The organism is Streptomyces calvus (assembly GCF_006782915.1).
GTDB classification, from domain to species: Bacteria; Actinomycetota; Actinomycetes; order Streptomycetales; family Streptomycetaceae; genus Streptomyces; species Streptomyces calvus.
In genome coordinates, this window is the sequence record NZ_VCNP01000056.1 from 616,061 (window position 1) to 642,133 (window position 26,073).

Consider the following 26,073-nt stretch of genomic DNA (forward strand, 5'->3'; position numbering starts at 1 on the left):
GACGATCATGCAGACCCTGGCGCACTTCGGCGACGGCGGGCCCGGCCCGTGGATCCTGTTCCTCCCCGTGATCTGGGCCCTGGTCATCGGCGGCGGCATCGCACTGCTGCGCCGCACCGGGTGGCGCGGACGCGGCGGACCCGGACGGCCCGCGCCCGACGACCACTCGCCCATCACGGTGCTCGGCCACCGCTTCGCCTCCGGTGAGATCGACGAGGACGAGTACTGGCGCCGGCTGTCCGTCCTGGACGAGCAGTTCGGCCGGCCCGGAAAGGGCGGTGCGGCATGAGCACCACGACCACCACCGCCACCCGCTCCGCCGCGCGGGTCGTCGACGCCGTCAAGGTGTACGGGGCCGGCGACACCGCCGTACGGGCCCTGGACGGCGTGTCCGTGACGTTCCCGGCGGGCCGGTTCACCGCGATCATGGGGCCCTCGGGCTCCGGCAAGTCCACCCTGATGCACTGCGCGGCCGGACTGGACACCCTCACCTCCGGAGCCGCCTGGATCGGCGACACGGAACTGGGCGGCCTCGACGACCGCCGCCTCACCCTGCTGCGCCGCGACCGCGTGGGCTTCGTGTTCCAGGCGTTCAACCTGGTGCCCACGCTCACCGTCGCGGAGAACATCACCCTGCCGCTCGATCTCGCGGGCGGGGGCGGCGGGTCGGACGCCGAGTGGATCGACGCCCTGATCGACGTCGTCGGCCTGCGCGACCGGCTGCGGCACCGGCCCGCGGAACTGTCCGGCGGGCAGCAGCAACGCGTCGCGGTGGCCCGGGCGTTCGCCGGCCGGCCCGACGTGGTCTTCGCCGACGAGCCGACCGGCAACCTCGACTCCCGCTCCGGCGAGGAGGTGCTCGGGCTGCTCGGCCGCACCGTCCGGCAGACCGGCCGCACCGTCGTCATGGTCACCCACGACCCGGTCGCCGCCGCCCACGCCGACGAGGTGGTCTTCCTCGCCGACGGGCGCCTGGTCGACCGGATGGAAGCCCCGACCGCCGACGCGGTCCTGGACCGGATGAAAGCCTTCGAGGTGCCCTCATGAACACCTCCGTACGTCTGAGCGCGTCCTCCCTGCGCGCCCACAGGCGCCGCTTCGCCGGGACGTTCCTCGCCGTGTTCCTGGGCGTGGCCTTCCTGGCCGGCACCCTCGTCATGGGCGACACGCTCCGCGCGAGCTTCGACTCCATGTTCGGCAACGCGGCCGCCGGCACCGACGCCGTCGTCCGCAGCGCCGACGCCATCACCACCCCCGGCGAGAGCCAGGGCGTACGGCAGCCGGTGGCCGCGGACCTGACGCGCACCGTCGAGCGGGTCCCGGGCGTCGCCGCGGCCGCCCCCGACATCCAGGGCGCCGGGCAGCTCGTCGGCGCGGACGGCGAGCCGATCGGCGGCCAGGGACCGCCCACCGTCGCCGGCAACTGGATCACCGACCCCGAACTGAACCCCTACCGCCTCGCCGAGGGCCGCGCCCCGCAGAAGTCCGGCGAGGTCGTGGTGAACCGCGGCACGGCCGAGCGGGGCGGCCTGGCCGTCGGCGACACCACCGTGCTGCGCACCCCGGACCCGGTCGAGGTGACCGTCGTCGGCCTCGCGACCTTCGGCGGCGAGGACGGCATGGCCCAGGTGACCTACACCGGCATGACCCGGGCCGACGCCGAGAGGTACCTCACGGCCGGGCCCGGTCGGGCGGCGAGCATCCTGGTGCGGGCCGGACCCGGCGTGAGCCAGGAGGAACTGGTCGACCGGCTCGCCCCGGTGCTGCCCGAGGGCGTCGAGGCCGTCACCGGCCAGGAGTCGGCCGAGGAGAACAACGAGATGATCTCCGGCCAGTTCCTGGACCTGTTCACGCTGTTCCTGCTGGTGTTCTCCGGTGTCGCCCTGCTGGTGGCGACGTTCTCCATCCACAACACCTTCGCGATCGTCGTCGCGCAGCGCACCCGCGAGAACGCCCTGCTGCGGGCGCTGGGTGCCTCGCGCCGCCAGGTCACCGCCGCCACCCTGACGGAGGCGAGCGCGGTGGCCCTGACCGCCTCGGCGGCCGGACTGGCGGGCGGCATCGGCATCGCGGCGGGACTCCAGGCGCTGTTCCCGGCGATCGGCTTCCCCTTCCCGGAGGGCGCGCTGGTGGTCGGCCCGGTGTCGCTGCTGCTGCCGCTCGCCGTCGGCGTCGTGGTCTGCCTGGGCTCGGCCCTGCTGCCGGCCGTGCGCGCCGGGCGCACCGCGCCGCTGGCGGCGCTGCGCGAGACGGCCGTCGACGCCTCCGGCGCCTCCCGCACCCGCGCGGTCGCCGGCACCGGCCTCGCGGCGCTGGCCCTCGCCATCACGCTCACCGGTGTCCTGGTGACCCCGTCCGTCTGGCTGGCCGGAACCGGCGCCGTCCTGGCCCTGGTCGCCTTCGTGGTCCTCGGGCCCGTGGCCTCGTCCGCCGCCGTACGTGTCCTCGGCAGCCCGCTGGACCGGCTGCGCGGCGTCACCGGCTCCCTCGCCCGGCGCAACGCGCTGCGCAGCCCGAAGCGCACGGCCGCCACCGCGAGCGCCCTGATGATCGGCGTGGCCGTGGTGTCGCTGTTCACGGTGTTCGGGGCGTCGCTGAAGGCGACCATGGACCGGACGGTCTCCCGGTCCTTCGCGGGCGACGTCGCCGTCAGCGCGCCGTCGTTCGGCGCGGGCGGCAGCGGACTGAGCCCGCGGCTGGCCGGCGCCGTCGCCGAGCTGCCCGAGGTGGACACCGCCGTCGGGCTCGGCCGGGGCGTCGCCGAAGTCGACGGCGACGGACGGGCGTTGACCGTCACCGACCCGGTCGCCCTGCAACGCACCTTCGACCTCGGCGAGATCGACGGCTCCCTGGACGCGCTCGGCACCGACGGCATCGCGGTCATCCGGCAGGAGGCCGACCGGCTCGGTGTCAGCCCCGGCGACACCACCCGGCTCACCTTCACCGACGGCGAGGAGAAGGCGTTCACGGTCCGTGCCGTCTACGGGCAGTCGGAACTCGCCGGCGACTACGTCATCACGCGCGCGGCCTGGGCCCCGCACCGCACGCAGGACGCCGACACCCTCGTCGCGGTCACCTTCGCCGACGGCGTGGACACCGCCGCGGGCGCGGCCGCCGTGCAGCGGGTCGCCGACGATTACGGCAACCCCGAGGTGCAGACGCGTCAGGAGTACGCCGAGTCCTCGGCCGGCGGCATCGACATGATGCTGACCCTGGTCTACGCGCTGCTCGCGCTGGCCGTGCTCATCGCGCTGCTCGGCATCGCCAACACCCTCACCCTGGCGGTCCACGAACGCACCCGTGAGCTGGGACTGCTCAGGGCCGTCGGCCAGACCCGCTCCCAGCTGCGGGCCATGGTCCGCTGGGAGTCGGTCCTGGTCGCCGCGTTCGGCACCGCGGGCGGACTCGTCCTGGGCGCCTTCCTCGGCTGGGTCCTGGTGGCCGCGTCGGACGGAGCGAGCGACAGTGCCTTCGCCTTCGCGCTGCCGCCCCTGCAACTCGCCGTGGTCGCGCTGGTCGGCCTGGCGGCCGGCGCCCTCGCCGGTGTGCGCCCGGCCCGCCGAGCGGCCCGCCTCGACGTGCTGCGCGCCGTCGCCACGGAGTGAGGACCCGCATCACGTGTCCCCATGCCGGCGGTGCGGAAGTCCGAAGGGCCCGCCGGTGTCGGGACGGTGAGCGCGCACCGGTCCGGAAAGGGCCGAGCGCGCTCACCGTCCCGACACCGGCCCGGCGGCCCCTGGGGGCCGAGCCGGGAACAGGGTGTGTCACCGCCCGGTCAGCCGACAACGGCCGACCGGGCGGGAGCGGGTTCGGGCCGGTGGCCCTCGGTGGCGGCGTCGACGAGGGCGACCTCCGCGAAGCGGTGGTCGGCGAGTTCGCCGCCGGTGAGCCGCGGGAGCCGGTCCCGGGTCACCGGGGCGACCGCGGCCGGCGTCGGCAGGGTGAACCAGACGGTCTTGCCCGACTCGCCGTCCGGCACCACGCCCCAGCTCTCGCTCATCGCGGCCACCATCGCCAGCCCGCGTCCGCACGTGGCGAGCGGACCGGCTTCCTCCACGACCGGCAGTCGGGGGTCGTGGTCGCGCACCGAGACCTTGAGCCGGTCGAGCTGCAGCTCCATCTCGACGGTGCACGTCTTGTCGGGCCGGGCGTGCCGGTGGACGTTGGACAACAGCTCCGTCACACCGAGCGAGGCCCGGTCTATCAGCGAATCCATGTGCCAGTAGCGCAACTGCGCAGATACGATTCTGCGGATCTGGCCGATCCGCGACGGCAGGGCTTGGAGCTCCACGGTGCAGTGCCTGCTTGGGTAAGTGATCACGGCTGCGACTCCCCGACGTGAGGTCCGGAAGAACACGGAGTACGGATCCAGCAGGGCGCCTGCGTGACACTGCCGCCTGCTGTCGTGGCCGGCGGGCTGGTTCGCAGCGTTATCGCCGGTAAACCCAGAGTGACGTGAGACCAGAGTGACGCAGGGGGTGGGGTGGCGCAACTCGCGGGCATCTCAGGCGCCGCGCCCCGACGCCCGGCGGACGGCCTCGATGAAACGGCGGGCCGCGGGCGGGCCCGGTTCCCCCGGCGCGGGGTCGTGGTCGCCGAGGGTCAGCAGGTACCGCTTGCCGTTGAGGTCGGCCAGCGCCCGGTCCTCGGGCGCGAACCAGGGCCGTGACGCACGGACCGCCTGCACCGGCGCGCTGTCGATCTCACTGCCGTAGCTGGTGAGCAACTCCAGCCGGCCGCCGCTGATCCGGACCTGACCGGCCCGGGTGAGCGAACGCAGCCGCTTGCCGATCCGCACGCCCGTGGCCGTGAACTCCGGCTCCGCCATGCCACCCGCCCCCTTGTGCGCTTCGGTGTGCCGGACCGCGCGACGCGGGCCGGCTCCTGTCCAGATCCAGTGTGCCCTTGCTCCCGCCGGTGCAGTCTGCCCGCACCCGCCGTCGAGCACCAGTACACGCGCCCCCGTTCCCCGGGGCGCGAGAAGCACTCGCGCCAATGCGCCCCTGCGCCCCCGCGCCCCCGGCCCCCAGGAGCGCCTTGGGGTGGCTCAAAGGTGTGTTTATGCAGGTGGGAGGTGGTGCCAATGGTGCTTATGATCGGAGTGCCGGCCGCGGGAGACGCCGTCGGCGCTCAGCGTAAGGAGCCGTTCCGTGAGCACTCCCGAACAGACCCTGACCGGCGCCACCCTCGACGTCGACCGCAGCGACCCGGCCTACCGGGCCTGGCTGAAAGAGGCCGTGCGCCGGGTGCAGGCCGACGCCAACCGCTCGGCCGACACCCACCTGCTGCTCTTCCCGCTGCCCGAGCGGTGGGGCATCGACCTCTACCTCAAGGACGAGTCGACGCACCCGACCGGCAGCCTCAAGCACCGGCTGGCCCGCTCGCTGTTCCTGTACGGGCTGTGCAACGGCTGGATCCGCCCCGGCCGCCCGGTCATCGAGGCGTCCAGCGGCTCCACGGCCGTGTCCGAGGCGTACTTCGCCAAGCTGATCGGCGTGCCCTTCATCGCCGTCATGCCGCGCACGACGAGCGCCGAGAAGTGCCGCCTGATCGAGTTCCACGGAGGGCAGTGCCACTTCGTGGACGACTCACGGAAGATGTACGAGGAGTCCGCCCGCCTCGCGGTGGAGACCGGCGGCCACTACATGGACCAGTTCACCTACGCCGAGCGGGCCACGGACTGGCGCGGCAACAACAACATCGCCGAATCGATCTTCCGCCAGCTGGAGTTGGAGCGGTTCCCCGAGCCGGCGTGGATCGTCGCCACGGCCGGCACCGGCGGCACCTCGGCGACCCTCGCCCGCTACGTCCACTACATGCAGTACGACACCCGCATCTGCGTCGCCGACCCGGAGAACTCGTGCTTCTTCCAGGGCTGGACCACCGGCGACACGGACGTCGCCTGCGACCGCGGTTCGCGGATCGAGGGCATCGGACGGCCCCGGATGGAGCCCAGCTTCGTGCCGGGCGCCATCGACCGGATGATGAAGGTGCCCGACGCGGCGAGCGTGGCGGCGGTGCGGGCACTGGAGCGGGCCATCGGCCGCAAGGCGGGCGGCTCCACCGGCACCGGACTGTGGAGCGCGCTGAAACTCGTCGCGGAGATGGTGGCCGAGGGGCGGCGGGGCAGCGTGGTCAGTCTGCTGTGCGACCCCGGGGACCGGTACCTGGACAAGTACTACTCGGACGCCTGGCTGGCCGAGCAGGGCCTGGACATCGCGCCCTACACGGCGGCCATCGAATCCCTGCTGCACACCGGTGTGTGGCCCGACCGGTAGTCACCGGGCGAGCCGGCGGTCCAGTGCGGTCACCGCGTTGCGGAAGGCCAGGCCGAGGCCCGGCCGGGCGGCCCGCAGCGCGAGCCGGAACGCCGCCGTGCCGTCGGCCGCGATCGTCCACCGCACCCGCGTGCCCGTACCGGCCGGCGCGAGCACCCACTCCTCGGCCAGGGCGCGGGCGCCGGGCGCGTTGGTCAGGTCGACGCGGTAGGCGTACACCTCGGGCGGCCGCGTCACGAGGACCGTCTCGCGGAACCGGCTGCCGCCGCGGAGCCGGATCTCCCGCGCCGCACCGCCGTCGAGGGGGCGGGCGAGGGTGACCGCGCCGAACCAGTCACTCCAGCCGGCCACGTCCTCGGCGAGCGCCCGGAACACCGGCTCCGGCGCGGCGGAGACCTCCCGGCCGAACACCAGACGTACGGGCGCGGTCCTGGTGAACCCGTGTTCCACGGGGCGCAGACGGTGAGCCATGGGACAACCCCTTCGACGACGGTTCTGCGGTGCGGCGGCCGGGCAGCGACCGTAGCCGACGCGCCGTCAGATGTCTTCGGTGTCGGCGGAGTTGTCCGGCTCGCCCGCGACCACCAGCTGCCGCAGGTGCTCGGCCACCTGCGCGCGGGCGTCCCCGGACAGCCCGGAGTCGGTGACGAGGGTGTCCACCTGGTCGAGCGAGGCGAACGAACTCAGGCCCACCGTGCCCCACTTGGTGTGGTCGGCCACCACCACCACGCGGCGCGCCGACTGCACCAGCCGCCGGTTGGTCTCGGCCTCCGCGAGGTTCGGCGTCGACAGCCCCGCCTCCACCGATATCCCGTGCACCCCGAGGAACAGCAGGTCGAAGTGGAGCGCCGCGATCGCCTGGTCGGCCACCGGCCCCACCAGCGAGTCCGACGGCGTGCGCACGCCACCCGTCAGCACGACCGTGGCCGCGCCCTGCCGGGGGCCCGAGGTGCGCTGCGCCGCGTGGAAGACGTCGGCCACCCGCACCGAGTTGGTGACCACCGTGAGATCGGGGACGTCGAGCAGGCGGTGGGCCAGCGCGAACGTCGTCGTCCCGCCCGAGAGTGCGATCGCCGCGCCGGGGGAGACCAGTTCGGCCGCCGCCCGCGCGATGTCCTCCTTGGCGCTCAGCTCCAGGCCGGACTTGGCCTCGAAACCGGGCTCGTGCGTGCTCGCCTCGACCACCGGGACCGCACCGCCGTGCACCTTCTCCAGCACGCCCTGGCGGGCCAGCGCGTCGAGGTCGCGGCGGACCGTCATGTCCGACACGCCGAGCTTGCGGGTCAGCTCGTTGACCCGGACCCCGCCCCGGCGCCGGACCTCGTCCAGGATGAGGGTGCGCCGCTGCTCCGCGAGGAGGTTCTGATTCTCGCTCACGTACGCTCCGGTCCTTTCGCCGCACAGTCGTCCCACACGCCCCGCGCGCCCGCCGCGCCGAGCAGGTTCGCGCCCGTCACCGGTGCGCGGACGTCCCATCCTCGCATGCCGGGCCCACGGCGGCGCCACCGGTGGTTCGTCGCGCACATGTCAGTGGTGTCCCGTATGTTGCTTGCCCGTCACCAGGATCGGGGAGATTGAGTGACGAGGGGTGCGGGCCCGCCCCGCCACGGGAGATCCTGAGCCCGCACGGACGGAACCGACGGCGCGTCACGGGGGAAGTGCGCATCAGTGGAGAACACGCAGCGACGCAGTACGGCCGGAGCGGCCACGGAGCCGGACGACCGGCCCGGCACCGGAACGGCTCTGGAACTCCTGATCCACGGAGTGGGCGGCACCACACCGCAGGAGATGCTCGACGACCCGCGCACGGTCCGGATCACCGGCGACGACACCGCCGCCGTGTTCCGCCGCGCCGACGACGCCGACGCCGAACGCGAACCGGGACGCCGCGAGGGACCCGTCCCCGAGGCCTACGTCTGGTGCAACCTCACCTCCGGCAACGGCACCCGCGCCCTGTGGCTGCTGCTGCTCCCCTTCATGGTCGTCAACCTCGCGCACTGGATGCGCCCCACCGCCCGCGGCCGCAGGCGCACGGTCCGGCTGTACGGGCTGCTGGTGCGGCTGGCCGGACTGAGCCTGACGGTCCTGTTCGTCGCGGCCGCCTGCGAGGTCGCCCTCGACCTGGCCGCCTGGCAGTGCGCCGGCACGTACGCGTGCGCCGAGCGGCACTCCTGGCTCGGCTTCCTCTCGCCCGCGATCTCCGGCGACGGCTGGTGGAGCGCGCCCGGCCGCAGGCTCGCGCTCGCCGCCCTGGTGCCCACCGCCGTCACCGGCCTGCTGTGGCTGCTGTCCCTGCGCACCTGGAACGCGTACGAGTCCCAGCAGCCGATGTCCCACGAACCCGAGGAGGACACCGGCCGCACCGCGCTGAACCGCCCCGGCTTCTGGTACGGCCGGCGCCTGGTCGCCCGGCTGCGCGCCGCCCACACCGCCGCCGGACTGCTCACGGTCGCGGCCGCCGTCGGCTCCGCCGCCGCCCGCCAGGACCGCGAGCCGGGCGGACCGGCCGTCCTCGCCGTCCTCGGCGTCCTCCTGGAGGCGGTGCTGGCCGCCGGGGCGTGCGTCGTGGTGTGGGTGGTCTGCCGCCGCGGCCGCACCGAACGCCGCGTGGACGGCACACTCGACCGGCACCTGGTGCGGTACCTGCCGCTCGCCGCGCTCGTCGTGCTCGCCCTCACGCTGCTGTACGCCGGCTGGGAGCGCCCCGGATGGAAGTCGGCCGGCCGGCTGCCCGGCGACGCCGCCTTCGGCGCCCTCACCCTCGCGCAGGGCCTGCTGGTGATCGTCCTCGCCGGCGTCGCCCACACCCTGCACCGCAGCGACCCCGACCGGCGCGCCGCCATCCGGGGCCTGGCGGGGCCCGCGGTCGCCATGCTCGCCTGCGCCCTGGGCGGTGTGATGTCCGGCGGCGTCTCCCAGCGGGTGTCCGACTGGCTGGACGGCACCGGGACCTCGATGCCCGGTCCGCCCGTCCTGCTCACCTGGCAGGCGTCCGTGATCCCGCCGCTGCTCGTCCTGCTGCTGGGCCTGGCCGCCTGGCTGGCCCGGCGCGCCTGGCACATCGCCCGCACGGAACGCGCCGCCGTGGCACGCGAGTACGCCGACGAGGCCGCAGACCCCGGCCGCACCCGCCGCATCGCCTCCGTGCGCGCCATGGCCGCGCTCACCGACCGCGGACCGCGCATCCTCGCCGCCCTCTCCGCCGCGACCCTGCTGCTGGGCGCCGGCGCCCTCGCCGGCGCCCTGGCCACCGACAGGACGCCCGGCGAGGCGACCCGCGGCTCCTACGCCGTCGTCCACGGCGCGGCCGAGACCGCGCAGGCGCTGGGCTCCTGGCTGATCGGGTTCGGCTTCATCGTCCTGGTCGCCGGCGGCCGCCGCGCCTACAAGGACGCCTCCGCCCGGCGCACCATCGGCATCCTCTGGGACGTCGGCACCTTCTGGCCGCGCGCCGCGCACCCCTTCGCCCCGCCCTGCTACGCCGAGCGCGCGGTGCCCGACCTGACCTGGCGGATCGCCACCTGGACCCGCGCCACCGGCGGCCGGCTGGTGATCTCCGGCCACTCCCAGGGCAGTGTCCTCGCCGCCGCGGCGGCCTGGCAGCTCCCGCCGTCCACCCGCCGCCGCGTCGCCCTGCTGACCTACGGCTCCCCGCTGGAGCGCCTGTACGGCCGCTGGTTCCCGGCCCACTTCGGACCGGAGGCGCTGGGCTCCCTGCACCAGGAGGTCGACTGCTGGCGCAACCTCTACCGGCTCACCGACCCCATCGGCGGGCCGGTGCGGCTGCCCGGCGACGACGGCCCCGACGTGGACCGTCCCGCCCTCAGGGACCCGCTCGCGCACGGCCGCACCGCGACGCATCCGCTGCCCGCCCCGATCCTCGGCCACTCCGACTACCGGGCCGACCCGGCGTTCGCCGAGGAACGCCGCCGGCTGCTCGCCCGCCTGCGCCCGGAGGTGCCGGCACCGCGGAACACGGACGAGCCGCCGACAGGCCGGTGACCGGACCCGGCCGACGGAACCTGAGGGTTGCCCGGCCGGGTCGGCCCGGGCCGTGAGGTGCGGTGCCTCGCGGACCGGCCCGAGCGGGCCCGGTGCGTGCAACGGCGAGGCGGAGCAGGGGCCCGACGACGACGCCGCAGCTGCGCGTGCCGGGCCCCGCGACCCCGGGACGATCCGGACGGCAGACCCTAGGGCAGCGTGGGCAGGTCCTCGGCGTACAGGAGGGTCAGGTCGTCGGTGGTGGGCTCGTCGAGCTGGGCGACCCGGCTCGCGTGCCGCTCGACCATCGCCTCGAAGGTCTGCCGCGCGGTGCGCCCGTTGCCGAACGCGGGCCCCTTGGGGATGTCGGTGAAGTACGTCAGCAGGGCCTCCTCGGCGCCGGGAGCCAGCCGGTACTCGTGCTCCTCGGCCTGCTGGCGCACGATCCGCAGCAGCTCCTCGGGCCCGTAGTCGCCGAAGGTGATGGTCCGTGAGAAACGGGAGGCGACACCGGGGTTGACCGACAGGAACCGCTCCATCTCGGCCGTGTACCCGGCGACGATCACCACCACCGCGTCCCGCTGGTCCTCCATCAGCTTCACCAGGGTGTCGATGGCCTCCTTGCCGAAGTCGCGGCCCGCGTCCTCCGGGGAGAGCGCGTACGCCTCGTCGATGAACAGCACACCGCCGCGCGCCTTCTCGAACGCCTCCTGGGTGCGGATCGCCGTGGAGCCGATGTGCTCGCCGACCAGGTCCACCCGGGACACCTCGACCAGATGCCCCTGCTCCAGGACACCGAGCGAGGCGAGGATCTCGCCGTACAGGCGGGCGACGGTGGTCTTGCCGGTGCCGGGGGCGCCGGTGAAGACCAGGTGCCGCTTGACCGACGCCGCCTTCAGGCCGGCCTGCTGCCGGCGCCGGCCCACCTCGATCATGTCGGTGAGGGCGCGCACCTCGCGCTTGACGCTCTCCAGGCCCACCAGCGCGTCGAGTTCGCCGAGCACGGCCTTCGACGTGCGGGCCTCCCGCACCGGTTCGGCGGCCGGTAGGGACGCCGGTGCGGGCGGTGCCTGCTCGGTGCGTCCGGCCGGCACGGTGCTCAGCAGGCGGGTGGAGTGGCCCGTCGTCTGCACCGCCGGCTCGGGTGCCGCGGGCGGGCGCAGGCTGCCGCTCTCGTCGCTGGTGCAGTCCTCCACGACCGGCCCGCCCGGCCCGGACGCGGCGTCCGGGCCGCCCTCGGCGAACTCGTAACCGCCGCGCGCGCAGCGCTCCGTGCGGCACTTCCGCAGCGTCGTACGGCTGCCGTCGATCACATGGAAGCCATACCCGCCGCTGCCCGTGACCCGGCAGTTCTCGAAGGTGCCGCGGCCGCCCGCCGACACGTAGACGCCCGCCTCCGCGGGCGAGTCGATGGTGCAGCGCTCCACGGTCGGGTCGGCGCCCTTGGTGACGATCACGCCGGTCTGCACGCCGTCCAGCGTGCAGTTGCCGAGGGTGCCGCCGCTGCCGTGGTCCCGGAACCAGGCGCCCGTCGCCGCCTCCCGGATGCGGCAGTCGTCCAGCTGCGCGGTGGCGCCGTCGCTCACCGACACGGCCGTGTTGCGCACCTGCGACAGATCGCTGTCGACGACGTCGGCGCGGGAGCCGCGGTCGAGGACGAACAGGGCGTCCGGCACGTCGTGCACCCGGCAGGAGTCCAGGACGGCCGTGGCGCCGTCGCTCACCCACACCGCCGGGTAGTCGCCGGTGCTGTCGGAGATCTCGCACTGGTTGGCGTCCACGCGTGTGCCCGGGTCCCACACCGACAGGCCGTTGCGGCCGAACTGGCGCACCCGTGTGCGGGTCAGGGTGAGGACCGAGCGGGAGCGCAGGTCGACCGCGTTCTCCGGGATGTCATGTATCCGGCAGTCGGCCAGGGTCAGCACGGCGTCCGTGTCGAGCGTGACCCCGTCCCCGGTGGTCCGGTGCACGTCGCAGTCGGTGAGGTGGGCGGTGGCGCGGTCGGTCACCTGCACGCCGCTGCCCCGCACCTCGTAGACCTCGCAACCCACCGCCTCCAGCGCCGAGTTCTCCCCGCTCGCCGTCAGTCCCGAGCCCGAGGCGTGGTGCACCCGGCAGCGCTCCAGACGGGGACGGGCCCCGCCGCGCACGGCGATGCCCGCCTGACCCGCGGCGAGCACCTCGCACTCCTCGAACACCCCGCCCCCGCCGTCCAGTACGGCGATGCCCACGCCCGCCGGGTTGTCGACCGTGCAGCGGCGCACCGTGGGCCGGGCGTCGCGCCCGCGCACCTCTATGCCGGCCGCGGACCGGCTGACCACCCGGACGTCCCGCAGCTCCGGTGTGCCCTCCTCGACCAGCACGGCCGGGGCGGTGGCGTCCTGGCCCTCGACGTGGAGGTCCATGACCACCGCCGAGGCGCGCACGGTCAGCGGGACGCCGTCCACGGGCGCGATGCGCACGGAGCCGGGTGAGCCCTCGGGCCCGCGCAGCGTCACCGCCCGCTGGACGACGAGGTTCTCCCGGTACGTGCCGGGAGCGACGGTGAGGACGTCCCCTTCGGCCGCGGCCTCCAGGGCGGCGGCGAGCGATGCGTACTCACCCGTGCGGCGTCGCCACCTCGATGTTCCGGTGTGCGTCACCTGGACCGTGCCCTGTGCCATGGCGTAGCTGTGCCCCCACCTCGTCGTACCTGTGGCTCGTTCGCGCGCGCGTGTCGCCGCCGATCGGTTCGGCCGGACCACCGTAGCGTGCGCGAGGGCACCCGGTTGACCAGAGGCGGAACCGGATCAGCTGCCGGTGCCGGTCCGGCCCCAGTCCGGACCCGCCCTGCCCCACGCCTGGTCCCAACGCGCGTACCGGCGCAGGACCATGCGCCAGACGATCAGGCGCCGGCCGCACTCGACGAGGCCGGCGGTCACCAGGGCGGCGCCGACGCCGGCGAGCACGGCGTGCGTCGTGGCCGTGGCGGCGTCCAGCGGGCGGGCCACCAGCCGTCCCTGCCGGTCGGTCCACAGGCGGAAGCGGTCTCCCGGCCGGGGGTCCGTCAGACGGGTCGGCGCGGGACCGGTCCGCTCGGTGCCGTCGGGCGCGGTCCACCGGGCCTGGACGCGGTGGCGCGCCTCGAGGCCCGAGGCCGTCTCCGGGTCGGTCTCCAGCGGGGAGGGGGCGAGCCGCCGCACCACCGTGGCCGGTACCGGGTGCCGGGCCTGGTGCTGCGCGCGGACGGACCGCTGCAGGGCGCCGTCGGCGGCGCGCCCGACGAGCAGGCCGGTCAGCGGGGCGGCGACGAGGACGAGCAGCAGTGCCGCGAGCGCCAACCACGCCTCGGCCAGGTCGGTTCTGCGGCACAGCGGGTTGTGCCGCCAACGCCGGAGTCCGCCGATCGCTCGCACCGTCCGAACCCCTCCCCTCGAGGGCTCTCACGAACTTCTCACGAAAGCCAACGCGCGCCGCGGCGGGTCCGGTTCCCGGGTCCGCTGTGGCCTCCGCTACACGGCCTCGACGGGGTCGCCGACCCGGACGGTGCCCCTCGACAGGGGTACGAGGTTCTGTCCGAAGAGGAGCCGTCCACCGGTCCGGCGGTGGGCGGCCAGGGTGTGCAGGGGCTCGCGGCCGCGCCGGGCGGTGTCCTGGTCGGTGGTGGTCACCACGCACCGGCCGCTCGGCTTGGCGACGCGGAAGACGACCTCGCCGATGGTGACGCGCGTCCACCGGTCCTCCGCCCAGGCCTCGGTGCCCCGCACCACCACGTTCGGCCGGAAGCGGCTCATCGGCAGCGGACCCTCGCCGTGGTGTTCGCCTTGTGCGATCAGGGAGTTGAGGTGGTCCAGGGAGGCGGTCGTGGTGAGCAGCAGCGGATAGCCGTCGGCGAAGGAGACCGTCTCGCCCGCCAGGGCGAACGCGGGGTCGACCGGCCGCCGGGCGGCGGGCTCGTCCAGGTGCACGAGGCGCACCGCGACGCCGAGGCGGGCGCTGCACCAGGCGTGCACGGCCTCGTCCTCGGCCGGGACCACCTCGACCTTGGTGCCGAAGAGGTCCGCCGGGACCGTCCCGCCGGGCGCCGGCACGGCCACCGTCACCGGCTCCGACCCGGGTGCGGACAGCCGGAGGCCGCCGCCGGGCAGAAGCTCGGCGGCGGCCAGTGCCAGGCTCGGGTGTCGGCGCTGGGTGACGACCTTTCCCCCGTCGTCGATCAGCATCCAGCGCCGGTCCCCGGCCGGCCCCCAGGGCTCCACGTCGACCTCCCGGAGCGACAGGCTCCGGAACGCCTTGACCGGGTGAATGTGGATCGAGTGCAGTCGAGCTTTCCCCATGGGGTCATCGTGCCATCCGGCGGTGACGACCCCGGGTCGGCTCAGTACCCGCGGTACTGCTGGTTGTTGTACGGGTCCTGGTAGGGAGCGGGACCCGGCCGGGGAGCCGCGGGGCGCATCGCCTCGTAACCGGCGGGCGGCGCCGGACGCGGCGGCTGCGGCTGGGGTCCCGGGTAGCCGCGCGGCGCGGTGGCCTGCTGCGGGATGTACGCCGCGGGCGCCTGCTGGAGCGGGGCGGGCTGCGGCGCCTGCGGGTAGCCGTAGGCGGGCTGGGACGGAGCCGCCGGGAGGGCCGGCAACGCCGAGGGAAGTGCGGGCAGATGGGCGGCCGGTGCGTCGTACGCGGCGGGGACCCGGATCGGGGCGATCTGCGGGGTGCCCCGCTCGGCCACGAGCGAGTCGTAGATCGGGGTGTCCGGGAAGGAGGCGGAGTAGTAGCCGCCGCCATAGCTGGAGCGGGGGGAGGTCATGGCACATAAGTTAAGCCCACGATGTGTTGGTTGGGGAGACCGATAAGAGGGTTGTTTTCCGTGCCCGCCGTGACCCGGGATCCCCAATGCGAGCGAACACGGCAAAAACGGTCACTTTGCCGTGCGTATTTCGTGTAAAGGCCTAGTACCGGGCGGGTTACCGGCGGTTGACCGCCCGTTCCCCGCCACCGTCCCGTGGGCCTCGCGGGCCCGGGGGAATAAGTTGTGCGGACGAATACCGACGGACGCCGGGACCCTGCCTGGCGCGGCGACCCGTGATGGGGGCGGACATGTCAATGCCGAAGGGATCGAACACACCGGTGCCGGCCACGGCACTGCGGGTGGAGGTGGGCTGGCGTTCCGGCCCCGGCGTGCCCGACACGGACGCCTCGGCGCTGCTGCTGACCGGCGGAAAGGTCCGCTCCGACGACGACTTCGTCTTCTACAACCAGCCCGCGCACGCCTCCGGTGCCGTCCGGCACGAGGGCAAGCGGGACGCCGGCGGCAGGGTCACCGACACCCTCCTGGTCGACCTCACGCGGGTGGAGCCCGGCATCGAGACGGTGATCCTCGCGGCCTCCTGCGACGGCGGCACGTTCGGACAGGTCCCGGACCTGTATATCGAGGTCGAGGACGCCGGCACCGGCACCGTGGCGGCCCGCTTCGACAGCGCCGGCGCGACCAGCGAGACGGCGTTCGTGCTCGGCGAGTTCTACCGGCGCCAGGGCGCCTGGAAGTTCCGCGCCGTCGGCCAGGGCTACAGCAGCGGCCTCGAGGGCCTCGCCACCGACTACGGCATCACCGTCGACGAACCGCGGCAGGCCGCCCCCACGGCCCCGCCCGCCGCACCGCCGCCCGCCGCACCGCCGGTCACCGCACCGCCGCCCGCCGCACCGCCGGTCACCGCACCGCCGGTCACCGTGCCCCCGCCCCCGGCCGCCCCGCCCGCGCCGGCCGCACCTCCCGCACCTCCCGCGCCGGTCCGGCTGACGAAGGTGACGCTCACCAAGGCGGCCCCCTCCGTCTCCCTGACCAAGCAGGGCGGCACCTCCGGCACCCTGCACGTGAACCTCAACTGGCAGGTGCGCAAGCAGTTCTCGGGCTGGGCCGGGAAACTGGGCCGTCCGGTCGCCATGCACTCCGACCTCGACCTGGACCTGTGCGCCCTGTACGAACTCGCCGACGGCAGGAAGGGCGTCGTCCAGGCGCTCGGCAACGCCTTCGGCGCGCTGCACCAGCCGCCGTACATCCACCTCGACGGCGACGACCGCACCGGCGCCGTGTCGACCGGTGAGAACCTCACCGTCAACCTCGACCACAAGCAGCAGTTCCGGCGCATCCTGGTCTTCGTCACCATCTACGAGGGCGCCCGCTCCTTCGCCGACCTGCACGCCACGGTCACCCTCCAGCCGCAGTTCGGCGCGCCGATCGACTTCTCCCTCGACGAGTGCACCGTCCCCTCGACGGTGTGCGCGCTCGCCCTGATCACCAACACCGGCGGCGGCGAGCTCGTCGTCCAGCGCGAGGCCCGCTACCTGGTCCCGGAGCGGGGAGTGAGCCCGCAGCGCACCGTCGACTACGCGTACGGCTGGGGCATGAACTGGACGCCCGGCCGCAAGTGAGCACCGTCAGCCCTCCTCCGGCACGGCGTCCGGCCGGGCGTAGGTGCGGCCCTTCCAGGCCGCACCGCGCCCCCGGTGGTGCCGCACGGCCGAGTCCACCGTCATGAGGAGGTACAGGAACGCGGTGAACGGCAGCAGCGGCGCGAGCCACGGCGGCTGCCGGTAGTAGCGGAGCATCGGCAGGTACGTACCCGCCATCACGAGCCACGCCGCGGCCCCGAGCCCGCCCGCGACCGCGTTGCCCGCCGCCGCGCCCGCCACCACCGCGACCGGCGGCACCAGGTACACCATCGCCAGCCCGGCGACCGTGCCGGCCAGCAGCACCGGGCTGTGCCGCAGCTGCGTGTACGCGCTGCGCGACACCATCCGCCATAGATCGCGCAGCGCCGGGTACGGGCGCACGCTGTCCACCCGGTCCGCCAGGCCCAGCCAGACGCGTCCGCCGCCGCGCTTGACCGCGCGGGCCAGCGCCACGTCGTCGATGACGGCGTGCCGGATGGCGTCCGGGATCCGCGCCCGCGCGGCGGCCTCGGCGCGCAGCAGCACACACCCGCCGGCCGCGGCGGCCGTGCGCGTCCCGGGACGCGCGATCCGGCGGAACGGGTACAGCTGGGCGAAGAAGTAGACGAACGCCGGCACCACCAGCCGTTCCCAGAGGCTGACCACCCGCAGCCGGGCCATCTGCGACACGACGTCGAACCCGCCGCTGCGGGCCGCCGCCACCAGCCGGCGCAGGCTGTCCGGGGCGTGCGCGATGTCGGCGTCGGTCAGCAGCAGGTACTCCGGGTCCCGCGCGCGGGCCGACGCGATGCCGTGCCGCACCGCCCACAGCTTGCCGGTCCAGCCGGCCGGCGGCTCGCCGGGGGAGACCACCGTCAGCGGCAGCCCGCCGTGCCGCCGCGCCAGCGCACGCGCCACCTCGCCCGTGCCGTCCGTACTGCTGTCGTCGACGAGGAACACCTCGGCCCGCCCCGGATAGTCCTGGGCGAGCACCGACGGCAGACTCGCGGGCAGCACGGCCGCCTCGTCCCGCGCCGGGACCACGACACACACCGGCGGCCACGCCTCCGGCTCCCGCGACGGTGGGAGCCGGACGTCCGTACGCCAGAACCAGCCCTGGCAGAGCAGCAGCCACCCCCAGGCGGCGAGAGATCCGGCGGCACTCCACACAATGGCGCTCACCTGCCGCAGTGTGCCCCACGGGAAGGGCCCGCGGCGGCTCATCGTCTATCGTGGCCGGGTGAAGATCGCGCTCATGGACTCCGGAATCGGACTGCTGGCGGCCACCGCCGCGGTGCGGCGTCTGCGCCCCGACGCCGATCTCGTCCTCTCCCTCGACCCCGACGGGATGCCCTGGGGACCCAGGACTCCGCAGGACCTCACCGAGCGCGCCCTCGCCGTCGCCGAGGCGGCGGCCGCGCACCGCCCCGACGCGCTGATCGTCGGCTGCAACACCGCCACGGTGCACGCCCTCACCGCCCTGCGCGCCCGTCTGGAGCCGCGGCTGCCGGTCGTCGGCACCGTACCGGCGATCAAACCGGCCGCGGCCGGCGGCGGACCGCTGGCGATCTGGGCCACACCCGCCACGACCGGCAGCCCCTACCAGCGCGACCTGATCCGGAACTTCGCCGGCGGCGTGACCGTGACCGAGGTGCCGTGCTGGGGGCTCGCCGAGGCCGTGGAGAGGGCCGACGAGACGGCGATCGACGCCGCGGTCGCCGCGGCCGCCGAACTCACCCCGCACGACGTGACGACCGTCGTCCTCGGCTGCACCCACTACGAACTGGTCGCCGAGCGCATCCGCTCCGCCGTGCAGCGCCCCGGCCGGCCACCCCTCGCCCTGCACGGATCCGCCGGAGCCGTGGCCGCCCAGGCCCTGCGCCGCCTCGGTGAGCAGCCCGCCCCGGACGCCCCGGCGAGCGGCACCCTGACGGTGCTGCTGAGCGGACGGCAGGGCCCGCTGCCCACGGCCGCGCTCACCTACGCCGAGGGCAGGCTGCTGCGGGAGGCCGCTCCCGCCCGGACGGCGCAGTAGCACGGCATCGGACGGTACCCGCCGGGCGGATCCTGAGTAACCTCGACGGTATGAGGGACCACCGCCACGGCGGGCGCACCCCGCATTCCGAGGTGTGGACCGGGCGTGCGACCAACCGCTTCCAGTGGCTGCTGGCGCTGATCGGCGCCGCCTGCATGGCGCTCGGCATCGCGCTGGCTGTCGACTCGGCGTGGACCACGGGCGTCGCGCCGCTGGTGATGGCCGTCGTCGGCTGCATCGCCGCCGGGCTGCTGGTCCTGTTCGGCACCCTCGCCTTCGTCCATGTCGCGCTGCGGGTCGACGAGGACCACCTGGAGGTGCGCTGCGGCCACATGGGTGTGCCGCGCCGCCGCATCCCGCTGTCGCACGTCGCCGGAGCGGAGTTCGCCCCGCACGTCACGCCGCGCCACTGGGGCGGCTGGGGGTACCGGTGGCGGCCCGAGAAGGGCACGGCGGTCGTCGTACGTCGCGGTGAGGGCGTCGTGCTGAGGCTGTGGGACGGCCACACCTTCACCGTCACCGTGGACGACGCGGAGGCGGCGGTACATGTCATCCGCGACCGCCTCCGCCCGGGCAGGCCGGGTCCGACACGCTGAGCCGGCCACGTAGCGGTGCGCGACACGTGTCCACCGCACAGGTACGGCAGCGTACGGGCACGGCGCGCCGCACGAGCAGGGCTCCGTACGAGCACGGTGCCGCACGAGCAGGGCTCCGTACGAGCCGCTCAGCGTGTGAGCACCGCAGCGCACGCGTTTCGGCCTCGTACGAGACGCTCACCTTGTGAGCACGGCGCCGCACGAGCAGGGCTCCGTACGAGCACGGTGCCGCACGAGCAGGGCTCCGTACGAGCCGCTCAGCGTGTGGCTCGGTCACCGTGCGGACCGGCGTCGGCCGTGTGGCGTGTGGTCTCGTCCGGGTAGGGGCGGGCCGTGGCGAGTCCCGCCAGCAGGCCGCCGCCCACGGACACCGCGGTGAAACTCAGGGCGTTGCCCACCGCGGCGACGGCGGCGAGGACGGTCAGAGCGGCACCCGCGGTGAGCACCACCGGCGTGGCGCGCGGGCTGCGCCACAGGGCGTACAGGAGCCAGGCAAAGACCAGCGCGAGCAGCGCCACCCCGGTCACACCCTGCTCGGCCGCCAGCTGCAGCGGCGCGGAGTGGGGCTTGCCGGTGGACAGCGGCGACTGCGCGGACACCGTACTCAGCTCGCCGAAACGACCCGGCCCCACGCCCGGACCCGCGTGGTCGCCGGCCATGCCGAGCGCGTCCCGCCACAGACCCACGCGGTGCGCGGTGAGCCGCTCCTCCAGCGAGGCGGCCGTCCTCCCGGGCACGGCGTTCGCGGCGACCGCCCAGGTCAGTCCCGTCACGGCGGCGGCGGTGGCGGCCAGCCCCGCGAGCGCGGGCCCGCGGCGCCGTATGCGGCCCGCGGCCACGGAACACAGCAGTACCACCGCGACGGCCACGCACCCCGTGACCGAGCCCAGGGCGGCCGCGGTCACCACGGCCGCCGTGGCCGGCAGCCAGAGCGCGCACCGCACGGCCGGGGTGACGGCCGCCCGGGCCGCGCAGCACGCGGCGCCGGCCGACAGCGCGAGCACGGCGGTCGTCGCCCCCGCGTGCCCCAGCGGCGGGCCGATCGGCGGGCCCGGCGTGAGCCGCGGCACCGTCACCGTCAGGCAGATGCCGGCCAGGGCGGCCGCACAGGGCGCGGCCACCGGCAGCAGCGCCCCGCCGATCCGGCCCGCCGCGTAGCCCGCGGCGACGGCCAGGACCGCCAGCAGCACGCCCTCGGGCCGGCCGTCGCCGGCCGCCGCCGTGATCAGCGACCAGGCCGCGCAGGCCCCCAGCACCACGACGCCCGCCATGTCAGGGCCGGTCCGTCTCCCGCCGTCCGCATCCGGTCCGGCGCCCGCTCTTCCGGTGGAATCCACACCCCGCACCCCGCCCCCGCGTAGCCCCCGGCCTGTGACGGGCCCCGGGCGCCGACGCCGTGACCGGCGGTACGACCGGGGCACCGGCACACCGTAACGGCTGGTGGCCGGTTTGGGGATGTGTGGTGACAAGTCACGCGGAAACGATCCGGCGCGGTGGCCGCGCCATATGAGTGTTACCCCTACGGCCCTCCCCGCCGCAGCCTGTTCCGCTTCACCCCCTGCCCCCGTGGCCCCGCCCTCCCGGCCCCCGTCCGGCCGTGCTGTCGGCTGCCAGGTCACGCGCCGTAGACTCCCGGAGTGACCGTCACCGCAACCTCCGTCGGCGAGTCCGCCCCGGTGCCGCCGCAGACCGCGCCCTCGGCGTGGCGCGGGCGGCTCGCCCGGCTCCTCCCGGCCGCCGCAGCCGCTTCCTCGGGCCTGCTGCTCTACGTCAGCTTCCCGCCGCGCACCCTGTGGTGGCTGGCGCTGCCCGCGTTCGCCGTTCTCGGCCTGGTGCTGCGCGGCCGGAGCTGGAAGGCGGGATTCGGCCTCGGCTATCTCTTCGGCCTGGGTTTCCTGCTGCCGCTGCTGGTGTGGACCGGTGTGGAGGTCGGCCCGGGGCCGTGGCTCGCCCTGGTGGTGATCGAGGCGGTGTTCGTCGCCCTGGTCGGCGCGGGTGTCGCCGCGGTGTCGAAACTGCCGGGATGGCCGGTGTGGGCGGCGGCACTGTGGATCGCCGGCGAGGCGGCCCGCGCGCGCGTGCCGTTCCACGGCTTCCCCTGGGGAAAGGTCGCGTTCGGTCAGGCGGACGGCGTGTTCCTGCCGCTCGCCGCGCTGGGCGGCACCCCGGTCCTGGGATTCGCCGTCGTGCTGTGCGGCTTCGGCCTGTACGAGGTGGTCCGGACGTCCGTGTCGGCCCGCCGCACCGGTACCGTGCGGCGCGCCGCGGCGGTGGTCGGTGTGCTGAGCGTCGTCGTCCCCGTGGTGGCGGCCGTCGCGACCCGTGCGCTGGTCAGCGACAAGGCCGAGGACGGCACCGTGACCGTCGCGGTCATCCAGGGCAACGTGCCGCGCCTGGGGCTCGACTTCAACTCGCAGCGGCGCGCCGTCCTCGACCACCACGCGCGGGAGACGGAGCGGCTGGCGGCCGAGGTCGCGGCCGGCACGGCCGAGCAGCCGGACATCGTGCTGTGGCCGGAGAACTCCTCCGACATCGACCCCTTCGTCAACGACGACGCGCGTGCCGTCATCGACGGTGCGGCCAAGGCGATCGACGCGCCGATCTCGGTCGGCGGCGTGGTCGCCAGGGACGGCAGACTGCTCAACGAGCAGATCCTGTGGGACCCGGTGAAGGGCCCCGTCGACACCTACGACAAACGGCAGATCCAGCCCTTCGGCGAGTACCTGCCGCTGCGTTCGCTGGTGGGGGCGGTCAACGAGAACTGGACGTCGATGGTCCGCCAGGACTTCAGCCGGGGCGGCGAGCCCGGCGTGTTCCGCATGGACGGCGCCGGAGTCGGCCTGGTCACCTGCTACGAGGCCGCCTTCGACTGGGCGGTGCGCGACACGGTCACCGCCGGCGCCCAGCTGATCTCGGTGCCCAGCAACAACGCCACCTTCGGCCGCAGCGAGATGACCTACCAGCAGCTCGCCATGTCCCGGGTCCGGGCCGTGGAGCACAGCCGTGCCGTCACCGTGCCGGTCACCAGCGGGGTCAGCGCGATCATCGCGCCCGACGGGCGGATCACGCAGCGGACGGGCATGTTCGTCGCCGACTCGCTGGTGCAGGAGGTGCCGCTGCGCTCCTCGCAGACCCCGGCGACCCGTCTCGGCGTCCTCCCGGAGACCGCCCTGGTGCTCGTCGCCGCGGGCGGTCTCGGGTGGGCCGTCGCCAGCGGGGTGCGCGGGCGACGCGCCGGTGACGTGTAGCCGTGCGCCCCGCGACGTGCGGGGAAGCGCGCCGACGGGACGGTTAAGGTCGGGCCATGGCTACTCCTGACTTCATCCGCACGCTGCGTGCCTCGGCCGGTCATCAGCTGCTGTGGCTCCCCGGGATCACCGCGCTCGTCTTCGACGACGAAGGGCGCGTGCTGTTGAACCGCCGGTCCGACACCCGCAAGTGGGCGGTCATCGGAGGCATCCCCGAGCCCGGGGAGCAGCCCGCCGCCTGCGCCGTCCGGGAGGTCGAGGAGGAGACCGCGGTGCGCTGCGTGGTCGAGCGCGTCGTCCTGGTGCAGGCGCTCAGCCCGGTGACGTACGACAACGGGGACGTCTGCCAGTTCATGGACATCACCCTGCGCTGCCGTGCGGTCGGGGGCGAGGCGAAGGTCAACGACGACGAGTCGCTGGAGGTCGGCTGGTTCGCCGTGGACGCACTGCCGGAGCTGAGCGAGTTCGCGCACTTCCGGATCAAGCAGGCCGTGGCGGAGGCACCCACATGGTTTGACACCACTGGAATCGGCTGAACTGTAGGGCTCGACCACATGGGGTGAGTGGGGAGTGCTGCCTAGGGTCGCATCCATGACCGCGCCCCGTGCCCTTCCGGCTCCCCACGCCCCCTCGCTCGACCTCGGAGGCCGCACCGCCCTCGTCACCGGCGCCGCCGGCGGCATCGGCCGCGCCTGCGCGCTGCGGCTGGCGGCCGCCGGGGCCAAGGTCAGAGCCGTCGACCGGGACGCCGCGGGCCTCGAGGCGCTCGCCGGCGCGGCCCGGGACCTGGCCGGCACCGTGGAGCCGCACGTCCTCGACCTCACCGACCTGGACGCCGCCGAACTCGCTGCCGCCGGCACCGACGTCCTGGTCAACAACGCCGGACTCCAGTTGGTGCGCCCCCTCGAGGAATTCCCGCCCGACGTCTTCCACACCGTGCTCACCGTGATGCTGGAGGCGCCCTTCCGGCTCATCCGGGGCGCCCTGCCCCACATGTACGGCCAGGGCTGGGGCCGCATCGTCAACGTGTCCTCGGTGCACGGCCTGCGGGCCTCCGCCTACAAGTCCGCCTATGTGGCCGCCAAACACGGCCTCGAAGGACTGTCCAAGACAGCGGCCCTCGAGGGAGCGCCCCACGGTGTCACCTCCAACTGTGTGAACCCCGGCTATGTGCGCACCCCACTGGTCGAGAAGCAGATCGCCGACCAGGCGCGCGCCCACTCCATCCCCGAGGAACGTGTCCTGTCCGAGGTGCTGCTGCAGGACAGCGCCGTCAAGCGGCTCATCGAACCGGCGGAGGTCGCCGAGGCGGTCGCCTACCTGTGCGGCCCGCAGGCGTCCTTCGTCACCGGCACCTCACTGGTCCTGGACGGCGGCTGGACCGCGCACTGAGGCATCGGCCGTCAGCGGCCGGACCCCGGCCGGCGGAGTTTTCCACAGGCCTGCCGGGCCAGCCGCGGTATGGGGAATCCTGTGAGCATGTCCCGCGATCACGTGCAGTCCGCCGAGCGACCGTCCCCCGCTGCCGCATTGCCGGGCCGGTCGCACCCCGACACCGGCCCGGGCCCCGGCAGTGCCGAGACGCCGTTCCTGGAGCTGCTGGCCCGCGGCGCCTCCGCCGAGGCCTACGAGCAGCCGGTCCTGCTCGCGCGCGCCGAGGCACGGCCCGCCGAGCGGATCGCCGCGCTCGAACAGGCCAAGCTGCTCGCCCTGCGCGTGCGGTCCGAGCTGGAGGAGCGGCGCCGCCGCGAGGCCGAGCTGTCCGCCCTCTTCGAGACCGCGCACGACCTCGCGGGACTGCGCGACCTGGACGCCGTGCTGCGGGCCATCGTGCAGCGCGCCCGTTCGCTGCTCGGCACCGACGTCGCCTACCTGAGCCTGAACGACCCGGCCAGGGGCGACACGTACATGCGGGTCACCGAGGGCTCGGTCGCCGCCCGCTTCCAGCAGCTGCGGCTCGGCATGGGGGAGGGCCTCGGCGGCCTGGTCGCGCAGACCGCCCGCCCCTACGTCACCGAGGACTACTTCCGCGACGACCGTTTCCGGCACACCCGCTCCATCGACACCGGTGTGCGGGACGAGGGACTCGTCGCCATCCTCGGCGTGCCCCTGATGCTCGGACACCACGTCATCGGCGTCCTGTTCGCCGCGGACCGGCGGGCCCGGGTCTTCGAACGGGAGCAGATCGCCCTGCTCGGTTCCTTCGCCGCCCTCGCCGCGGCCGCCATCGACACCGCCAACCTGCTCGCCGAGACCCGTTCGGCCGTCGCCGGCCTGGAGCGGGCCAACGAGATCATCCGGGACCGCAGCGCCGTAATCGAGCGCGCCTCGGACGTCCACGACCGCCTCGCCGAGCTGGTGCTGCGCGGCGGCGGGGTGCACGACGTGGCGGCCGCCGTCTCGCAGGTCCTGGACGGCACGGTCGAGTTCACCGACACCACGGCCGCGCCCGCCCAGGCCCTGGAGTCCTCACGGGCGGAGGGCCACGCGGTACGGCACCGTGACGACTGGATCGCCGCCGTCGCCGCCGGTGACGAACTGCTCGGCGCGCTGGTCCTGCGCGGCCACCCCGGCCTCGACCCGGTCGACCAGCGCACACTGGAGCGCGCCGCCATGGTCACCTCGCTGCTGCTGCTCGCCCGCCGTTCCGCCGCCGAGGCCGAGCAGCGTGTCCGCGGTGAGCTGCTCGACGACCTGCTCGACGCCCGTGACCGGGACCCGCGGCTGCTGCGCGAGCGGGCGGCCCGGCTGCGGGCCGACCTCGACGCCACGCACGCCGTGCTCGCCGCCCGCCTGGACGGCGGCACCGTCGACGCCGACGCGGAGGCCGACGCGCGCAGGCGGCTGTGGGCCGCGGCCTCGCACCTCGCCGCCACCGGGCAGGGACTCGCCGCGGCACGCGACGGCGGCACGGTCCTGCTGCTGCCCCTGGCCCCCGGCGACACCGCCACCGACCTGGCCCGCCGCACCGCCCGCCAGCTCGGAACGGCCGTCCACGAACCGGTCACCGTCGGCGCGTCCGCCCCGGTCGAACACCTCACGGCCCGCCCCGACACCGTGGCGGCCGCCTACGCGGAGGCCCGGCGCTGCCTCGACGCGCTGCGGCTGCTCGGCCGCTCCGGCGACGGCTCCGCCGCCGAGGACTTCGGTTTTCTGGGGCTGCTGCTGGCCGGCGAACGCGACATCGCGGGCTTCGTCGACCGCACCATCGGCCAGGTCGTCGCGTACGACGAGCGTCGCGGCACGGAACTGCTGCGCACCCTCGACGCCTACTTCGCCTGCGGCATGAGCCCCGCCCGTACCAAGGACGAGCTCCACGTCCACGTCAACACGGTCGCGCAACGCCTGGAACGCGTCGGCCGCCTCCTCGGCGACGACTGGCAGAGCCCGGCCCGGGTGCTGGAGATCCAGCTCGCGCTGCGCCTGCACCGGCTGGCGGCGGGCCCGGTACGCCCCGCACGGCACTGACCCCCGCCACCCCGCCACATCCGGGCGTCCACCCGGCCCATGGCGCCCCGGCCCGGCGC

22 protein-coding genes are annotated in these 26,073 nt (G+C 74.6%); 12 read left to right on the top strand and 10 right to left on the bottom strand.

Going from position 1 to position 26,073, the window contains the following annotated elements:
• The first annotated feature begins 7 nt into the window (after nucleotides 1-7).
• The 3 genes from FGW31_RS31120 to FGW31_RS31130 are packed head-to-tail and all read left to right on the top strand — an operon-like array spanning nucleotide 8 to nucleotide 3,605.
• The gene (locus FGW31_RS31120) at nucleotides 8-289 is read left to right on the top strand and encodes an SHOCT domain-containing protein (protein ID WP_142196882.1); all 282 of its coding nucleotides are present in this window, start codon (nucleotides 8-10) and stop codon (nucleotides 287-289) included.
• The gene (locus tag FGW31_RS31125; protein WP_142196883.1) at nucleotides 286-1,047 is read left to right on the top strand and encodes an ABC transporter ATP-binding protein; all 762 of its coding nucleotides are present in this window, start codon (nucleotides 286-288) and stop codon (nucleotides 1,045-1,047) included. The genes FGW31_RS31120 and FGW31_RS31125 overlap by 4 nt, the downstream gene beginning before the upstream one ends.
• Nucleotides 1,044-3,605 (top strand): ABC transporter permease, encoded by a 2,562-nt coding sequence (locus FGW31_RS31130; protein WP_142196884.1) that lies wholly within the window; start codon nucleotides 1,044-1,046, stop codon nucleotides 3,603-3,605. The genes FGW31_RS31125 and FGW31_RS31130 overlap by 4 nt, the downstream gene beginning before the upstream one ends.
• A 170-nt stretch (nucleotides 3,606-3,775) precedes the next feature.
• On the opposite strand, the gene FGW31_RS31135 is transcribed toward FGW31_RS31130, so the two are convergent.
• Together FGW31_RS31135 and FGW31_RS31140 are read right to left on the bottom strand one after the other, a co-directional pair.
• On the bottom strand, nucleotides 3,776-4,321 hold the full coding sequence (locus FGW31_RS31135; RefSeq protein WP_182675057.1) for an ATP-binding protein: 546 nt from the start codon (nucleotides 4,319-4,321) through the stop codon (nucleotides 3,776-3,778).
• 183 nt (nucleotides 4,322-4,504) lie between these two features.
• Nucleotides 4,505-4,828 (bottom strand): hypothetical protein, encoded by a 324-nt coding sequence (locus FGW31_RS31140; protein WP_142196886.1) that lies wholly within the window; start codon nucleotides 4,826-4,828, stop codon nucleotides 4,505-4,507.
• Between the two features lie 322 nt (nucleotides 4,829-5,150).
• On the opposite strand from FGW31_RS31140, the gene cds1 reads away from it, so the two are divergent.
• Nucleotides 5,151-6,278 carry an L-cysteine desulfhydrase Cds1 gene (cds1, locus tag FGW31_RS31145; protein WP_142196887.1) on the top strand — a complete coding sequence of 376 codons (1,128 nt, stop codon included), beginning with the start codon at nucleotides 5,151-5,153 and terminating at the stop codon, nucleotides 6,276-6,278.
• Here cds1 and FGW31_RS31150 read toward each other — a convergent pair whose 3' ends face one another.
• Nucleotides 6,279-6,749, bottom strand: a complete 471-nt coding sequence (locus tag FGW31_RS31150) for an SRPBCC family protein (RefSeq protein ID WP_142196888.1) — start codon at nucleotides 6,747-6,749, stop codon at nucleotides 6,279-6,281.
• 66 nt (nucleotides 6,750-6,815) lie between these two features.
• Nucleotides 6,816-7,655, bottom strand: a complete 840-nt coding sequence (locus tag FGW31_RS31155) for a DeoR/GlpR family DNA-binding transcription regulator (RefSeq protein ID WP_142196889.1) — start codon at nucleotides 7,653-7,655, stop codon at nucleotides 6,816-6,818.
• 411 nt (nucleotides 7,656-8,066) lie between these two features.
• Here FGW31_RS31155 and FGW31_RS31160 point away from each other — a divergent pair, with 411 nt between their 5' ends.
• Complete coding sequence (locus FGW31_RS31160; RefSeq protein ID WP_233452613.1) at nucleotides 8,067-10,280, top strand: lipase family protein; 2,214 nt, start codon at nucleotides 8,067-8,069, stop codon at nucleotides 10,278-10,280.
• Nucleotides 10,281-10,468: 188 nt separating this feature from the next.
• Here the strand turns inward: FGW31_RS31160 and FGW31_RS31165 are convergent, their stop codons facing one another.
• The 4 genes from FGW31_RS31165 to FGW31_RS31180 form a co-directional block, all read right to left on the bottom strand.
• Nucleotides 10,469-12,922: a right-handed parallel beta-helix repeat-containing protein gene (locus FGW31_RS31165; RefSeq protein ID WP_182675053.1), complete on the bottom strand. Its 2,454-nt coding sequence runs from the start codon at nucleotides 12,920-12,922 to the stop codon at nucleotides 10,469-10,471.
• 126 nt (nucleotides 12,923-13,048) lie between these two features.
• A complete protein-coding gene (locus FGW31_RS31170) occupies nucleotides 13,049-13,654 on the bottom strand; it encodes an Rv1733c family protein (protein WP_142196891.1) in 606 nt (201 codons plus the stop codon).
• 96 nt (nucleotides 13,655-13,750) lie between these two features.
• A complete protein-coding gene (locus tag FGW31_RS31175) occupies nucleotides 13,751-14,575 on the bottom strand; it encodes an MOSC domain-containing protein (protein ID WP_142196892.1) in 825 nt (274 codons plus the stop codon).
• 41 nt (nucleotides 14,576-14,616) lie between these two features.
• A complete protein-coding gene (locus tag FGW31_RS31180) occupies nucleotides 14,617-15,045 on the bottom strand; it encodes a DUF6643 family protein (RefSeq protein ID WP_142196893.1) in 429 nt (142 codons plus the stop codon).
• A gap of 296 nt (nucleotides 15,046-15,341) precedes the next feature.
• On the opposite strand from FGW31_RS31180, the gene FGW31_RS31185 reads away from it, so the two are divergent.
• On the top strand, nucleotides 15,342-16,667 hold the full coding sequence (locus FGW31_RS31185; protein ID WP_142197299.1) for a TerD family protein: 1,326 nt from the start codon (nucleotides 15,342-15,344) through the stop codon (nucleotides 16,665-16,667).
• Nucleotides 16,668-16,673: 6 nt separating this feature from the next.
• Here the strand turns inward: FGW31_RS31185 and FGW31_RS31190 are convergent, their stop codons facing one another.
• On the bottom strand, nucleotides 16,674-17,891 hold the full coding sequence (locus tag FGW31_RS31190) for a glycosyltransferase (protein WP_142196894.1): 1,218 nt from the start codon (nucleotides 17,889-17,891) through the stop codon (nucleotides 16,674-16,676).
• 16 nt (nucleotides 17,892-17,907) lie between these two features.
• Here FGW31_RS31190 and FGW31_RS31195 point away from each other — a divergent pair, with 16 nt between their 5' ends.
• On the top strand, nucleotides 17,908-18,702 hold the full coding sequence (locus FGW31_RS31195; protein WP_182675051.1) for a glutamate racemase: 795 nt from the start codon (nucleotides 17,908-17,910) through the stop codon (nucleotides 18,700-18,702).
• Between the two features lie 50 nt (nucleotides 18,703-18,752).
• A complete protein-coding gene (locus FGW31_RS31200; RefSeq protein ID WP_142196896.1) occupies nucleotides 18,753-19,298 on the top strand; it encodes a hypothetical protein in 546 nt (181 codons plus the stop codon).
• Between the two features lie 257 nt (nucleotides 19,299-19,555).
• Here FGW31_RS31200 and FGW31_RS31205 read toward each other — a convergent pair whose 3' ends face one another.
• Nucleotides 19,556-20,569 (bottom strand): O-antigen ligase family protein, encoded by a 1,014-nt coding sequence (locus FGW31_RS31205; protein ID WP_142196897.1) that lies wholly within the window; start codon nucleotides 20,567-20,569, stop codon nucleotides 19,556-19,558.
• Nucleotides 20,570-20,935: 366 nt separating this feature from the next.
• On the opposite strand from FGW31_RS31205, the gene lnt reads away from it, so the two are divergent.
• The 4 genes from lnt (at nucleotide 20,936) to FGW31_RS31225 (ending at nucleotide 26,014) form a co-directional block, all read left to right on the top strand.
• Complete coding sequence (gene lnt, locus FGW31_RS31210; RefSeq protein ID WP_142196898.1) at nucleotides 20,936-22,546, top strand: apolipoprotein N-acyltransferase; 1,611 nt, start codon at nucleotides 20,936-20,938, stop codon at nucleotides 22,544-22,546.
• A 56-nt stretch (nucleotides 22,547-22,602) separates the two neighbouring features.
• A complete protein-coding gene (locus FGW31_RS31215; protein WP_142196899.1) occupies nucleotides 22,603-23,082 on the top strand; it encodes an NUDIX hydrolase in 480 nt (159 codons plus the stop codon).
• A gap of 55 nt (nucleotides 23,083-23,137) precedes the next feature.
• Nucleotides 23,138-23,938, top strand: coding sequence for a 3-hydroxybutyrate dehydrogenase (locus FGW31_RS31220; RefSeq protein WP_142196900.1), 801 nt, complete (start codon nucleotides 23,138-23,140; stop codon nucleotides 23,936-23,938).
• 87 nt (nucleotides 23,939-24,025) lie between these two features.
• Nucleotides 24,026-26,014, top strand: coding sequence for a helix-turn-helix domain-containing protein (locus tag FGW31_RS31225; protein ID WP_142196901.1), 1,989 nt, complete (start codon nucleotides 24,026-24,028; stop codon nucleotides 26,012-26,014).
• The last annotated feature ends 59 nt before the right edge of the window (nucleotides 26,015-26,073 follow it).

Excerpts from the sequence above, each read along its gene's own strand:
- FGW31_RS31200 (WP_142196896.1), top strand. The coding sequence starts at position 18,753 with ATGAGGGACCACCGCCACGGCGGGCGCACCCCGCATTCCGAGGTGTGG.
- FGW31_RS31150 (WP_142196888.1), bottom strand. The coding sequence starts at position 6,749 with ATGGCTCACCGTCTGCGCCCCGTGGAACACGGGTTCACCAGGACCGCG.
- FGW31_RS31220 (WP_142196900.1), top strand. The coding sequence starts at position 23,138 with ATGACCGCGCCCCGTGCCCTTCCGGCTCCCCACGCCCCCTCGCTCGAC.
- FGW31_RS31165 (WP_182675053.1), bottom strand. The coding sequence starts at position 12,922 with ATGGCACAGGGCACGGTCCAGGTGACGCACACCGGAACATCGAGGTGG.
- FGW31_RS31120 (WP_142196882.1), top strand. The coding sequence starts at position 8 with ATGCAGACCCTGGCGCACTTCGGCGACGGCGGGCCCGGCCCGTGGATC.
- FGW31_RS31215 (WP_142196899.1), top strand. The coding sequence starts at position 22,603 with ATGGCTACTCCTGACTTCATCCGCACGCTGCGTGCCTCGGCCGGTCAT.
- FGW31_RS31225 (WP_142196901.1), top strand. The coding sequence starts at position 24,026 with ATGTCCCGCGATCACGTGCAGTCCGCCGAGCGACCGTCCCCCGCTGCC.
- FGW31_RS31205 (WP_142196897.1), bottom strand. The coding sequence starts at position 20,569 with ATGGCGGGCGTCGTGGTGCTGGGGGCCTGCGCGGCCTGGTCGCTGATC.
- FGW31_RS31160 (WP_233452613.1), top strand. The coding sequence starts at position 8,067 with ATGCTCGACGACCCGCGCACGGTCCGGATCACCGGCGACGACACCGCC.
- FGW31_RS31125 (WP_142196883.1), top strand. The coding sequence starts at position 286 with ATGAGCACCACGACCACCACCGCCACCCGCTCCGCCGCGCGGGTCGTC.
- FGW31_RS31175 (WP_142196892.1), bottom strand. The coding sequence starts at position 14,575 with ATGGGGAAAGCTCGACTGCACTCGATCCACATTCACCCGGTCAAGGCG.
- FGW31_RS31190 (WP_142196894.1), bottom strand. The coding sequence starts at position 17,891 with ATGAGCCGCCGCGGGCCCTTCCCGTGGGGCACACTGCGGCAGGTGAGC.
- FGW31_RS31130 (WP_142196884.1), top strand. The coding sequence starts at position 1,044 with ATGAACACCTCCGTACGTCTGAGCGCGTCCTCCCTGCGCGCCCACAGG.
- FGW31_RS31180 (WP_142196893.1), bottom strand. The coding sequence starts at position 15,045 with ATGACCTCCCCCCGCTCCAGCTATGGCGGCGGCTACTACTCCGCCTCC.
- FGW31_RS31185 (WP_142197299.1), top strand. The coding sequence starts at position 15,342 with ATGCCGAAGGGATCGAACACACCGGTGCCGGCCACGGCACTGCGGGTG.
- FGW31_RS31140 (WP_142196886.1), bottom strand. The coding sequence starts at position 4,828 with ATGGCGGAGCCGGAGTTCACGGCCACGGGCGTGCGGATCGGCAAGCGG.